Genomic DNA, 12,233 nt, shown 5'->3' with positions numbered 1-12,233 from the left:
AATAATCCTTTGAACAATCAATACCTGTTACCATCTTTGTATACCATTTTTGTGGATTACAGCAGCTCTTATCATAACTTATCAATCGTAAAAACAGGCTCCTGGCCTAATGAACTGTCCAAGTTTATGATAGGAATAAGAGAGGGGGATTAACATTGCGAAGGGTCTCTCAAGGACCAATGACGATTAAAAATCTTACTCCCTCTCTCGCTGTATCCTAAATGAAATACAAAATTATATTCTGTTTCTTTAATTCCTATAACTTCCCTACAAACTTACGATGACGGGTAAAGTTCCTCTCAATGACGCCCAAAAATCTTATATTTGTAAAACGGACACTCATTTGTCCGTGAACAACAGTTAAAAACAGATAAACATGGCAACAGAAAGTAAAAGACAACAACGATTTGCAGGAGTGATCCAACAGGATTTAGCGGAGATGTTTCAGCGTGAGGGTAATGCATGGGCTCCAGGTGCTTTTATTACTGTGACCAAAGTTCGGGTTACACCCGACTTGGCCATCGCACGCGTTTACCTTAGTTTCCTAAAAACTTCTACAGCAAAGGCAGATCTGGAAAACATCAAAAGCAAATCCAACGAGATCCGCTATAAATTAGGTGCAAGGATCAAAAACCAGGCACGTATTGTTCCACAGTTGGAATTCTTCCTGGATGATACCAACGAATATGTGGAGCACATGGATAAATTGTTTGACGAGATCAGCAAAGAACCTCGCCAACCAGAAGAATAGTACTTCTTAAAGGCATGATCTACAGATTGGATGAAAAACAGATCAGTTTTCCTCACCCTTCATTAGCAGACGAAGATGGACTATTGGCCGTTGGCGGCGATTTAAGCATCGATCGGTTACTATTGGCCTATGAATACGGAATTTTCCCATGGTATGATGAGGACACCCCCATATTATGGTATGCGCCTTTTGAAAGATTTGTGCTCTATCCTGAAAAGATAAAAATCTCAAAAAGCCTACAGAAAACAGTAAGATCCGGCAAATTCCGAATCACAGTAGATACAGCTTTTACAGAGGTAATTCAAGCCTGTGCAACGATGGATCGAAAAGGTCAACAGGGCACTTGGATCGTTGATGACATGCAACAAGCCTATATTAATCTGCACAAGGCCGGATATGCACATAGTATAGAAGTTTGGCAGGACAATAAGTTGGTTGGGGGATTATATGGTGTTCAGGTAGGAAGTGTTTTCTGTGGAGAAAGTATGTTCTCCAAAGTTTCCGATGCTTCCAAAGTCGCCTTGGTCCATCTTGCACAAGATTTTGGTTTGTCGATGATCGATTGCCAGGTACCATCGCAACATCTGCAAAGAATGGGGGCAGAATTAATCAGCCAAGAGAAATATTTGCTAGATTTAGCTCATCAAGATATAAAGCCCTATGGATTTCAAAGAACACTTTAACCTCTCTGAGCAGATTTTATATGTCAATACACCCGGAAACGGATTGATTCCTAAGGAAACACTTGCGTGGCGAAGAAATTGGGATGAAACGTTTTTTGATATCCATACAGACCTACGGGATAAGCAGGCGGATTTCCTTTCGGAAGTAAAAGCCAGCATATCTACCTTATTCAATACGAATAGCGAAAACACCTTCCTAACGCCGAATTTTTCCTTTGGTTATAACACCCTGATAGAACGCTTGCCAACTGATTTTGAATTTTTGGTTTTAGCGGATGAATACCCCTCCCTGCAATATCCCTTGATCAATAGGAGGTTAAGTTTTCAGGAAGTTCCGGTCAGAATAAATGTGGAGGAAAGGATTCTGGAGGCTATCGAAACGCAGCGGCCGGATGTTTTTGTCTTTAGTGTGGTTCAGTATATTTCGGGATTAAAAATTGATCTGGGTTTTATTAAGCAACTCAAGAAGACCTTTCCGGAGATGTGGATCATCGCCGATGCTACGCAATACTTGGGCACGGAGCCTTTCGATTTTAAAGCTTCGGGGATAGATGCGCTAGCCTGTTCAGGTTATAAATGGTTGTTGTCGGGGTTTGGTAATGGCTTTATTACGCTGAGTGATGGATTAGCTGATTTTCTGAATGGGATGCTGAAGGATATTCCACGTCCAAAGGCTGCCATGTGGCAAACCAAATCCTTGTTAGGAACGTTCTTTGAACCGGGACATCAGGATACGTTGGCACATGGGACCTTGCAGCAATCGCTAAAATTCTTGGAAAGAATGGATTTAAGGGAAGTCGGCGCACATTTGGAGGAAGTGCGGAATGAGGCTTATGAGTTGTTGGATGAAAGGGATCTTCTGTTGGATATCTGCAAAAGAGCGAACAGGTCTTCCTTGATCAATATACAGATCGACCCGGCTTTATATCCAAATTTATTACAGAGTGGAGTTAAATGTTTCCCACGTGGAACAGGAATACGAATAGGATTGCATCTATATAATGACAAGGAAGATGTACATCGATTGATAGAAATAATAGAAAGTTTACGATGAATTATAAAATAGGCGATTTAGTACGATTTGTAGAAGAGCCCATAGAAGGACATATTACGGCTTTTTTAGGGAATGAGATGGTGGGGGTAACGGATGATACAGGGTTTGAGATTCCGGTATTGCTGAATAAGATTACTTTGGTGCATGGAAATATGCGGATGGCAGAGGATGATGAACCTGTGCAGGTGAATCTGAATGCTAAATTTATTGACAAAGGGATTTATTTGGCGCTTACTGGTGAGCAGAAGGATGGATTGGTGAAGTTTTTCTTGGTCAATGAGACTTCTTTTGAGCTATTGGTAGCTGTGGAGGAGGTTTCGGGAAATAAACGAACTGGGATTTTTGCGAATATTATTCCTGCAAGGGAGTATAATCAGATTTATACGGGTAATTTTTCGGCGATCAATAAATGGCCGACGATGGAATTTCAGATTGTGCGGACTTCTCGGAGAAGCCATGAGGGAAAATCGGCAATTGAGAAAACAGTGAAGGTGAAACCGTTGGATTTGATTAATTCGAAGGAGCAATCGGAGGTTTTGCCGGAAAAGGCTTGGTTATTTGAGTTGGATAAGGTGGAGGAGAATATTGGATTGGATAAGTTGAAGGATCATTTTATTTCGCATAGGCCAGGGAGGAGATAAGCGGGGGGAATCATGTCATGCTGAGTGGAGTAGTGTCATGCTGAGCGTAGTCATGTCATGCTGAGCGTAGTCGAAGCATCTTTACGGTGGTATACGAACAGATCCTTCGACTCCGCTCAGGATGACATGAAGACTCCGCTCAGGATGACATGGAGGCTACACTCAGCATGACATGGAGGCTACACTCAGGAGGACAAGGGGGATACGGGTACGGAGAAAGATTGCTTCGTCGTGCCTCCTCGCAATGACGATACAGTTACTCCCAAGGACGATACAGTTTAATCTTCTCGTTCTGCAATTGGGTTTCCTTTTCCTACCGATCCTTTTCCTACGGAAAAAACAATAATCAAAGCGCCTACGATTATCACCGCCCAGCCCCATTTCATATGCAATGTCTTCACCAAAATATTATCAATAAACTTCCAACCAAAATAATTATGGATCTGGAAATACACCAAGCCCATTGCCAATACCAACCAGCCCACTAACACCAAACCCACTATCCGAAATGCTCGTAACTTCCGGATAAAAAACAACAGCACAGCCAATCCCAACAACCCATTAGTGATCATATACAGCCCCATATCCACCTGAAATAAGTTCCAGTTCGCCTGTAAGGGTGCTTTCAAGAAAGGACAGAAAATTGCGGATAAAAACACAACAATAAATCCGATAATAGCCATTGGTTTGTTTAAGCGATTCATATCTTTATTTTTTGTCAAATATGAGAAAACCTTATGAATTTTATCGTTCATCCCGATTTTTTCTCCTTAAAACCCCTACAATAATGGTGACTTTTCCCCGTTATAAATTATGATTGTCATCACAATTATTTTTCAAATACTTCTATAACATCCTCTAAAATAGCATTTTAACATTTTTTTAACATTATTTATAATCGTTCTAAATTCATTGTATTGACAGATTTTTGACAATATCCCAAAGGTTTTAATCTACATTTGCAGTACAAAATTATTGGCGGAAGATTAAGCTTTGAAGAATTTAAAAGTTATAGCGTTTACCCATAAACATGTCGATCTAAAAGATCTTGGGAATTTGGTTATATGCAATGAGGAGTTGGATAATCGCCTTATTAACCTTAAGAACAGTTTAGACATCCCTGAAATATTCTACATCGGTACTTGTAACCGGGTGGAATTTGTGTTTTATGGACCGCATGAATTGAACGATGATTTTGTAGTTCAATTTCTTGACAAGATGAATTTCTGTGTACCGGCTGAGCGCATGCAATGTTACCTAAGCCAAGTGAACAGATATACTGGTCAAGAAGCCCTTCAACATCTTTTCCGTACCTCCTGCTCCATGGAGAGTCTAGTGGTCGGAGAAAAAGAAATCCTTGCCCAGATCCGCCGTGCTTACGATCGCTGTAAAGCAGCAGGATTTACCGGCGATTTCTTACGCTTGATGATGGACCGCCTGGTTAAAACGGCAAAAGAGGTCTATACCTTCACCAATATTTCACGCAACCCCATCTCCGTGGTTTCTTTGGCTTACCGTAAGCTACGTGAAGTAAAATTAAACGACAACCCTAGGATATTGGTTATTGGTTCGGGCGAAACCAACCAAAACTTGGCCAAATACCTGAAGAAACATAAATACAACAATTTTACCATCTTCAACAGAACCGTTGAAAACGCTGCAGCACTAGCTGAAGAATTGAACGCGCCTGTTTACCCTTTATCGGAATTGAAAAATTACAAAAAAGGGTTCGATTTGATGATTACCTGTACAGGAGCTCCTGAGGCGATCATCCATGAAGACCTTTATCAATCCCTATTGAATGGCGAAGATGATAAAAAAGTGATTATCGATTTGGCAATTCCGAATGATATCGATGCGGAAATCATTGCAAAACACCCGATCCAATACATTGAGGTGAGCAGTTTGCAACAGATTGCGGAGAAGAACATTCAAGAGCGCTATGCAGAATTGGAGAGTGCCGAGAAGATCATCGACCAAAACATCAAAGAATTCCTTCCGATTTTAAAGCAACGTCGAGTAGAAGTTGCGATGAAAGAAGTTCCAGAGCAAATTAAAGCGATTCGTGAATTGGCCATGACCGAGGTTTTCGCCAATGAAATGGAACAGCTTGATCCTCAGGCCCGCGAAGTGCTCAACAAAGTCATCAATTACATGGAAAAGAAATACATCAAAGTTCCCATGGTGATGGCAAAAGAGATTCTCGTGAAATCTGCGGAATCTGAGAGCAACTAATTCCTAACGCTATTTTAAATATTCGCATTCTGACAATAAAAAGGCAGAATTGATTGGCTATTTCCTTAACTTTGCCAGCGAATTATTCATATGTAAATCTTTGAACGTGAACAGAAAACTTATCATCGGTACCCGGGGCAGTGAATTGGCCTTATGGCAAGCAAACTTTGTCAAGGATCGATTGGCTGACATTGGGGTACAGGCCGAGTTAAAAATCATCAAAACACAAGGAGATATCATCCAACATCTCCGATTGGATAAATTAGAAGGCAAAGGTTTCTTTACCAAAGAATTGGAAGAGGAACTGTTGTCCGGAGGTATTGACCTCGCGGTGCATTCTCACAAAGATTTACCTACCGTAAACCCTCCAGGGTTAATTATTGCAGCCGTTTCGGAACGGGAAGACCCTGCAGAACTACTGATTGTACATAAGGATTGTGTGGATATCAGCAAACGCCTATCCCTAAAGCACAATGCCACCATTGGTACATCTTCCAACCGTAGAAAAGCACAATTACTTTCCTTAAGACCAGACCTAGAATTCGATGACCTCCGTGGAAACCTGCAGACTAGGGTTCAGAAATTAAGGGATGAAAAATACGACGCCATTATGTTGGCAAAAGCCGGGATTGCCCGGATCAATATGGATCTTTCGGATTTCCATCTGGAAGAGATCCCTCCGGTGGAGTTGATCCCTGCTCCTGCTCAAGGGGTTCTGGCGATTCAGATCCGCGAATCCGATACCGAATTATTTGATATCCTTCAGGGAATCCACAATAAGGAAGTGGCGGAGACGATTGCGGTAGAACGCAAGGTATTGAACATGTTCGATGCCGGTTGTCACGCTCCACTAGGTTCTTATTGCCGTAAAAAAGATGGCATGTACCAGTCTTGGACCTCCATTGCCGATACGAATGAGGACTTTCCAGACCGCGTTTTCCTGCAGGCAGAAAGCACCGAAGGGATGGCGGAAAAGATCTTTGCCAAATACAGCAAGGATAGAAAACTTCCATCTTCGGTATTCATCACCCGCGATCTGGCAGAAAACTCCTATTTGGGAAGGTTCCTTAAAAAACACGAGATCCAGATCGATGACCGATCGTTGATCCGTATTTTCCCAACCATCAATAAATTGGATTCTTTTATCCTTAAACGCGCTGATTGGATTTTCTTCAACAGCAAGAATGCAATTGAACATTTCTTTAAATTGGAGCCTTGGATTTTGAAAAAAACCAAGATTGCCGTTTTGGGCAGAGGATCTGAGGATACGTTGAGAAAGTACAACCGCATTGCAGACTTCTCTGGTGATAACTTAGGTATTGAAACCGAAGATATCGCGAAGGAATTTGCAAAATTGGTGGATGGACAGACGGTATTGATCCCTCGCGCTGAAGGATCGTACATGACCATCCAAAAGGCCTTGACTCCAGAAACCAAGGTGATCGATATGCCAATCTATGAAACTGTCATTGAAGAAGAGGTGAACAAGACCAATGCGGAGGTGATGATTTTCACTAGCCCTAGCAATGTGGAAGCCTATTTCCGCGAAAACTTGGCAGATCCGGACCAGAAGATCATCTGTATCGGTCATTCAACCGCAGCTGCTATAGAGAAATTGGGCTTAAAATACACGCTTCCTTTTACCCCAGATGAAATCGGTTTGGCGGAAGCAATTTTCGGATTAGATTATTAATAAACAAAACATCATGTTACATCGTCCTAGAAGAAACAGGAAATCGGCTGTAATACGCGATATGGTTCAAGAGAACCACCTACATGCACAGAATCTTATATTCCCATTATTTATTGTTGATGGCGAAAACCAGAAAGTAGAAGTATCCTCCATGCCGGGCATCTACCGGTATTCGGTGGATAACCTTTTACGCGAAGTGGAAAGTTGCATGAAGCTTGGGTTAAAAGCATTTGACCTTTTCCCGGCTGTAGAAGAGTCTTTAAAAGATAAGTATGCTACGGAAAGCTACCGCAAAGGTACCTTGTACCTTCGGGCCATCGAGGAAGTGAAGAAGAACTTTCCGGAGGCTTGTGTGGTAACCGACGTGGCTATGGATCCCTATAGTTCGGATGGCCACGATGGTATTGTGGAGAACGGTGAGATCCTGAACGATGAAACCCTAGAAGTATTGGGTAAAATGGCATTGGCACATGCAGAATCCGGCGCTGATATTATTGCTCCATCGGATATGATGGATGGCCGTATCGGCTATTTGCGTGAGGTATTGGATGAAAATGGTTTTACCAATGTTTCCTTGATGTCCTATACCGCGAAATATGCTTCTGCTTATTATGGTCCTTTCAGGGATGCCCTTGGTTCTGCTCCTAAAAAAGGCGATAAAAAGACCTATCAGATGAATCCAGCCAACAGCAAGGAAGCCTTGATCGAGGCGCAATTGGATATGGAAGAAGGTGCGGACTTTTTAATGGTCAAACCGGGATTGCCTTATCTGGATGTGATCAAGTTATTGCATGACAATTTTGATCTTCCGATCGCTGCCTACAATGTTTCCGGAGAATATGCGATGTTAAAAGCAGCCATTGCTAATGGTTGGTTAAGTGAGCAGGTGATCTTGGAAACCTTATTGAGTTTTAAACGCGCTGGCGCAACCTCTATCCTAACCTACCACGCCAAAGAGGTGTTGGAAAAAGGTTGGGTAAAATCCTATTAATTGCTATTTTTGTAAGCTTAAACCGCAGAAATAATCATATTTTCATAAAAATGGAACATACACGAATAAAAGAATTATTAAAATCAGAAGAGTTTGGAAAAGAAGTAATTGTTAAGGGATGGGTTCGCACCTTTCGTAACAATCAATTTGTGGCGATCAACGACGGTTCTTCCATCAATAATATCCAAGCTGTAATCGATTTTGAGAACACCCCAGATGATATCCTGAGAAGAATCACTACTGGTGCCGCTGTTCGTGTAAAAGGGACTTTGGTGGAATCCCAAGGTAAAGGACAACGTGTGGAAGTGAAAGCGACGGACATCAGCATTATTGGTGATTCGGATGCAGAGAAGTTCCCATTGCAACCTAAAAAACACAGTCTTGAATTCCTTCGTGAAATTGCACACCTTCGTTTCCGTACTGGAACTTTCAACGCGATCTTCAAAGTGAGAAACGCATTGGCATTTGCTGTCAATAAATTCTTTCAAGAAAGAGATTTCGTTTATATGCATACGCCGATCATTACAGGATCGGATGCTGAAGGTGCTGGAGAGATGTTCCGCGTAACGACTTTAGATCTGAACAACCTTCCTCGTACGGAGCAAGGCGACATCGATTTTAAAGAAGACTTTTTCGGCAAATCAACCAACTTAACGGTATCCGGCCAATTGGAAGGCGAATTAGCTGCTTTGGCTTTTGGAAATATCTATACCTTCGGACCAACCTTCCGTGCAGAGAATTCTAACACTACCCGTCACTTGGCGGAGTTCTGGATGATCGAACCGGAAATGGCTTTCTATGAATTGGAAGACAACATGCAGTTGGCGGAAGATTTATTGAAGTATGTGATCAGATATGCGTTGGAAACTTGTCCGGAAGAGATCGAATTCTTGAGAGCTCGTCTTTTGGAGGAAGAGAAATCTAAACCGCAGGCAGATCGTTCTGAGTTGGATCTGGTAGAGAAATTAAACTTTGTTGTGGAGAATGATTTTGTTCGTTTGACTTATACAGAGGCGATCGACATCCTGATGAAGAGCAAGCCTAACCAAAAGAAACAGTTCAAATACCTGATCGAAGGTTGGGGTGCTGACCTGCAATCGGAGCACGAACGTTATCTGGTAGAAAAACATTTCAAAAAACCGGTTATCTTAACTGATTATCCAAGAGAGATCAAATCTTTCTATATGAAACAGAACCCTGTTGATGCGCAAGGTAGACAAACCGTACGTGCGATGGATATCCTGTTCCCTGGAATTGGAGAAATGGTTGGTGGTTCTCAAAGAGAGGAAAACCTGGAGAAATTGATCACGAGGATGAATGAAGTAGGTATTCCTACGGAAGAAATGGAGTGGTTCTTGGATACCCGTCGTTTTGGATCGGTGCCGCATTCTGGTTTCGGTGTAGGATTTGAGCGTTTGGTGTTGTTCACTACCGGAATGACCAACATTCGGGACGTGATACCTTTCCCAAGGACGCCTAAGAACGCTGAATTCTAAAATCATTAAAAATATAATTAAAACCGTCAGAAACTTCTTTTGACGGTTTTTGTTTATCATATAGCGGATTTAATATCCATAACCCTAAAAGAGAAAAGCATGCTGTTGAAGATATACAACGATAACCCTAATCCGAAGGTAATAGAAGAAGCCGTAGAGGTTTTGAAAAAAGGTGGAGTGATCATCTACCCGACGGATACCGTATATGGTATGGGGTGTGATATCAGCAATCAGAAGGCCATCGAAAAGGTGTATGCGCTGCGTGGATTAAAACCTGACAAAGCAAATCTCTCTTTTATCTGTTATGACCTGACGGATATTTCGCAATATACCAAACCGTTTGATACGGCTGTGTTCAGGGTATTGAAAAAGGCTTTGCCTGGTCCATTTACCTTTATTTTTAATGCGAGCTCTCAGGTTCCGAAGCTATTAAGTTCGAAAAAGAAAACTGTAGGTATCCGTGTCCCTGACAATAACATCGTTCGGGAGATCGTGAAGCAATTGGGGCATCCCATTGTGACGACATCCATCCACGATGAGGATGAAATCATTGAATATTCTACCGATCCTGAATTGATTTACGAAAAATACCAGGATAAGGTGGATTTGGTGATCGATGGTGGCTATGGCGATAACGTGGCATCTACCATTGTGGATCTTACATCTGGCGACTTTGAGGTTATTCGTGAAGGAAAAGGTGATTTAGAGCAATATTTATAATTTGAAGCCTCTGCCCTATCTTTTATCGCTTGATTAAAGAGTTCAAAACCTATTATTGTATTTCCATGAATCATTTTCTGGAGGAAGGGCACTAAAATTCCGGAGAATTTCTCCCCTTGCACCAGTTCGGTATTTCCATCTTTGGTTTCCCTTAGCAGGAAATAATGTTCTCCATCAAATATTCCCTTTATCAGCAAGCTGCCTTTCCACCGAAGTTCTTGGTTGGATTTGATCGCCAAAAAAATGGGATTCATGGTTATTTTGCCTCCTCCCGGTTGTGATAATACTACCTTAGTTCGAGAACCTTCCTTTGGTATTCCTTTAAATTTCTTGATGGTTGGGCTCCAGGTAGGATACTTTTCAAAGTCAGATAAGATGTTCCAAACGATGGAAATAGGAGCCTGAATGCGGATTGTTGTTTCTATTGATGTTTTCATATACCAAAGGTAGCCTGAGGTATTCCGAAAGCACTTGACATTTATCAAGAAATAGCCAGCTTATTCCTGATCCTGCTTAATGTTTCTGGGCTCATCCCCAAAACCGAAGCAATGTATTGCAGGGGCACCTGATTAAACAGTGCTTTATGTTGATGGAAATATTTCAGATATCGCTCTTCTGCAGATAAGCCAATAAAATCAAATACACGGGATTCGATCTGCATGAAACACTTTGCCAAAAAACGCTTTTCCAACAGATTCCATTCCGGGAACTGCTTTTCCAAACTCTGGTAATCGGTTTTGGATAAAGTCCAGATGACCATCGGACTCAACGCTTCAATAGCTCCCAGTGTAGGTTGATTAAAAAAGAAGGACGATAGATCCGTCATGAAATAACCCGGAGAGCCTATCCATTGGGTTACTTCCTTTTCTTCTGTCCATTTCACCACCCGACAATAGCCTGACGCTATAAAACTTAAGCGATCTGCTGATTTTCCAACTGCTAAGAACAGGTCTCCTTTTGCCAGCTCCTCCCTTTTGAAAAGGCTGAGGATATGATCAGCCTGAAGTTTATCGACCTCAAATAATTGAAAGAGTTGTTCCTTAAATGCTTTCATAAATTGGCTATTCTTTTTGTTTTCCTTCTTTCATAAATATAGGAAACATTAAATAAGATGATGGCCAGGAAAATCAGGCTAAACGCAATGATCTGGAATAGGGTAATGGATTCCTTGTAATATAGGATCGCCAAGAAAAAGGAAATGATGGGATTAAGATAAAGCAGGATGCCCACTACAGAGCTATCCAAGCCTTTCAGGGCGTAGATATTTAAGAACAAAGGGATAATGGTATACCCGATGGCAATGACCATGATCAAAAGATAGAAATCATCGGTTTTTGGTACAGAGGTGTCGATCATCCCCAATATAGGCAGCAATAAGAGCGTACTAACCAAAATATGTATGGTCAGGGTGACGAACTTATCAAGTTGAAAGGAATTCTTCTGCAGCACAAGATAAGCCGCATAGGAAAGCGCAATTACAAAACTATAGAATAGGTCGATAAAATGGCCATAGGCCATGAGGATACAACTGACCACACTCAGCGCCACGGCAAACCATTGACCTTTGTTTAGGTGTTCCTTGAGGAAGATACTGGCCAAGACAGTCGTTAAGATCGGACAGATCAAGTAGGCCAGTGAGGTGGCATTGACCGAAACCGTATTCATCACATAGATAAAGAGGAACCAGTTCAAGGCCAATAAAACCGCACTTCCGATCACATTGACCAGCAGATTCTTTAACTGTTTTTTAGGAAGATTTCTTAGGTATTGTATACTTGCCAGGGTCTGCTTGCGTCTGAACAGGAAACAAGCAATGACAATGGAAACGGAGGCGAACAAAACGCGGTGGATCAGAATATCCAGGGCGGCATAGGCACCGAGCGGTTTAAGGACGAGGGCAAAGGTTCCCCAGATCAAAAAACCCAGCACGGCTGATAGGTAATATTTCATCGATAAAAAAGAAAAGAAC

At 41.8% G+C, this 12,233-nt stretch carries 13 protein-coding genes; 9 read left to right on the top strand and 4 right to left on the bottom strand.

Annotated features, from left to right (window positions below):
• The first annotated feature begins 376 nt into the window (after positions 1 to 376).
• From rbfA to CRJ00_RS11875, 4 genes are read left to right on the top strand one after another with little or no spacing between them, the layout of a single operon-like run.
• A complete protein-coding gene (rbfA, locus tag CRJ00_RS11890; RefSeq protein ID WP_099367090.1) occupies positions 377 to 751 on the top strand; it encodes a 30S ribosome-binding factor RbfA in 375 nt (124 codons plus the stop codon).
• A 14-nt stretch (positions 752 to 765) separates the two neighbouring features.
• Positions 766 to 1,434 carry a leucyl/phenylalanyl-tRNA--protein transferase gene (gene aat, locus CRJ00_RS11885; protein ID WP_099367089.1) on the top strand — a complete coding sequence of 223 codons (669 nt, stop codon included), beginning with the start codon at positions 766 to 768 and terminating at the stop codon, positions 1,432 to 1,434.
• On the top strand, positions 1,412 to 2,488 hold the full coding sequence (locus tag CRJ00_RS11880) for an aminotransferase class V-fold PLP-dependent enzyme (RefSeq protein WP_099367088.1): 1,077 nt from the start codon (positions 1,412 to 1,414) through the stop codon (positions 2,486 to 2,488). Before aat ends, CRJ00_RS11880 begins: the two co-directional genes overlap by 23 nt.
• Positions 2,485 to 3,129, top strand: a complete 645-nt coding sequence (locus CRJ00_RS11875) for a hypothetical protein (protein WP_099367087.1) — start codon at positions 2,485 to 2,487, stop codon at positions 3,127 to 3,129. Before CRJ00_RS11880 ends, CRJ00_RS11875 begins: the two co-directional genes overlap by 4 nt.
• Before the next feature lie 278 nt (positions 3,130 to 3,407).
• On the opposite strand, the gene CRJ00_RS11870 is transcribed toward CRJ00_RS11875, so the two are convergent.
• On the bottom strand, positions 3,408 to 3,833 hold the full coding sequence (locus CRJ00_RS11870) for a hypothetical protein (protein WP_144038148.1): 426 nt from the start codon (positions 3,831 to 3,833) through the stop codon (positions 3,408 to 3,410).
• A 289-nt stretch (positions 3,834 to 4,122) separates the two neighbouring features.
• On the opposite strand from CRJ00_RS11870, the gene hemA reads away from it, so the two are divergent.
• From hemA to CRJ00_RS11845, 5 genes are all read left to right on the top strand, one after another.
• Complete coding sequence (hemA, locus tag CRJ00_RS11865) at positions 4,123 to 5,364, top strand: glutamyl-tRNA reductase (protein ID WP_099367085.1); 1,242 nt, start codon at positions 4,123 to 4,125, stop codon at positions 5,362 to 5,364.
• A gap of 106 nt (positions 5,365 to 5,470) precedes the next feature.
• Positions 5,471 to 7,057 carry a hydroxymethylbilane synthase gene (gene hemC / locus CRJ00_RS11860; RefSeq protein ID WP_099367091.1) on the top strand — a complete coding sequence of 529 codons (1,587 nt, stop codon included), beginning with the start codon at positions 5,471 to 5,473 and terminating at the stop codon, positions 7,055 to 7,057.
• Between the two features lie 13 nt (positions 7,058 to 7,070).
• A complete protein-coding gene (gene hemB, locus CRJ00_RS11855; RefSeq protein ID WP_099367084.1) occupies positions 7,071 to 8,048 on the top strand; it encodes a porphobilinogen synthase in 978 nt (325 codons plus the stop codon).
• Positions 8,049 to 8,098: 50 nt separating this feature from the next.
• Positions 8,099 to 9,544 carry an asparagine--tRNA ligase gene (gene asnS / locus CRJ00_RS11850; RefSeq protein ID WP_099367083.1) on the top strand — a complete coding sequence of 482 codons (1,446 nt, stop codon included), beginning with the start codon at positions 8,099 to 8,101 and terminating at the stop codon, positions 9,542 to 9,544.
• A 99-nt stretch (positions 9,545 to 9,643) separates the two neighbouring features.
• Positions 9,644 to 10,264: an L-threonylcarbamoyladenylate synthase gene (locus CRJ00_RS11845; protein WP_099367082.1), complete on the top strand. Its 621-nt coding sequence runs from the start codon at positions 9,644 to 9,646 to the stop codon at positions 10,262 to 10,264.
• Here the strand turns inward: CRJ00_RS11845 and CRJ00_RS11840 are convergent.
• The 3 genes from CRJ00_RS11840 to CRJ00_RS11830 are packed head-to-tail and all read right to left on the bottom strand — an operon-like array spanning position 10,168 to position 12,214.
• Positions 10,168 to 10,701, bottom strand: a complete 534-nt coding sequence (locus CRJ00_RS11840; protein WP_099367081.1) for an SRPBCC domain-containing protein — start codon at positions 10,699 to 10,701, stop codon at positions 10,168 to 10,170. The two genes, CRJ00_RS11845 and CRJ00_RS11840, sit on opposite strands and share 97 nt — an antisense overlap.
• A 44-nt stretch (positions 10,702 to 10,745) precedes the next feature.
• Positions 10,746 to 11,318 (bottom strand): Crp/Fnr family transcriptional regulator, encoded by a 573-nt coding sequence (locus CRJ00_RS11835; RefSeq protein WP_099367080.1) that lies wholly within the window; start codon positions 11,316 to 11,318, stop codon positions 10,746 to 10,748.
• On the bottom strand, positions 11,315 to 12,214 hold the full coding sequence (locus CRJ00_RS11830) for an EamA family transporter (RefSeq protein ID WP_099367079.1): 900 nt from the start codon (positions 12,212 to 12,214) through the stop codon (positions 11,315 to 11,317). Before CRJ00_RS11830 ends, CRJ00_RS11835 begins: the two co-directional genes overlap by 4 nt.
• Positions 12,215 to 12,233: the final 19 nt, after the last annotated feature.

The organism is Sphingobacterium sp. 1.A.4 (assembly GCF_002734245.1).
Taxonomy (GTDB): domain Bacteria; phylum Bacteroidota; class Bacteroidia; order Sphingobacteriales; family Sphingobacteriaceae; genus Sphingobacterium; species Sphingobacterium tenebrionis.
The sequence above is the reverse complement of the archived record's forward strand: the minus strand, read 5'-3'. Positions and strand labels throughout refer to the sequence as shown.

Bases quoted from the DNA above. Each gene is read 5' to 3' on its own strand.
- hemB (WP_099367084.1), top strand. From the start codon at position 7,071: ATGTTACATCGTCCTAGAAGAAACAGGAAATCGGCTGTAATACGCGAT.
- CRJ00_RS11880 (WP_099367088.1), top strand. From the start codon at position 1,412: ATGGATTTCAAAGAACACTTTAACCTCTCTGAGCAGATTTTATATGTC.
- aat (WP_099367089.1), top strand. From the start codon at position 766: ATGATCTACAGATTGGATGAAAAACAGATCAGTTTTCCTCACCCTTCA.
- CRJ00_RS11845 (WP_099367082.1), top strand. From the start codon at position 9,644: ATGCTGTTGAAGATATACAACGATAACCCTAATCCGAAGGTAATAGAA.
- CRJ00_RS11875 (WP_099367087.1), top strand. From the start codon at position 2,485: ATGAATTATAAAATAGGCGATTTAGTACGATTTGTAGAAGAGCCCATA.
- asnS (WP_099367083.1), top strand. From the start codon at position 8,099: ATGGAACATACACGAATAAAAGAATTATTAAAATCAGAAGAGTTTGGA.
- CRJ00_RS11830 (WP_099367079.1), bottom strand. From the start codon at position 12,214: ATGAAATATTACCTATCAGCCGTGCTGGGTTTTTTGATCTGGGGAACC.
- rbfA (WP_099367090.1), top strand. From the start codon at position 377: ATGGCAACAGAAAGTAAAAGACAACAACGATTTGCAGGAGTGATCCAA.
- CRJ00_RS11840 (WP_099367081.1), bottom strand. From the start codon at position 10,701: ATGAAAACATCAATAGAAACAACAATCCGCATTCAGGCTCCTATTTCC.
- CRJ00_RS11835 (WP_099367080.1), bottom strand. From the start codon at position 11,318: ATGAAAGCATTTAAGGAACAACTCTTTCAATTATTTGAGGTCGATAAA.
- CRJ00_RS11870 (WP_144038148.1), bottom strand. From the start codon at position 3,833: ATGAATCGCTTAAACAAACCAATGGCTATTATCGGATTTATTGTTGTG.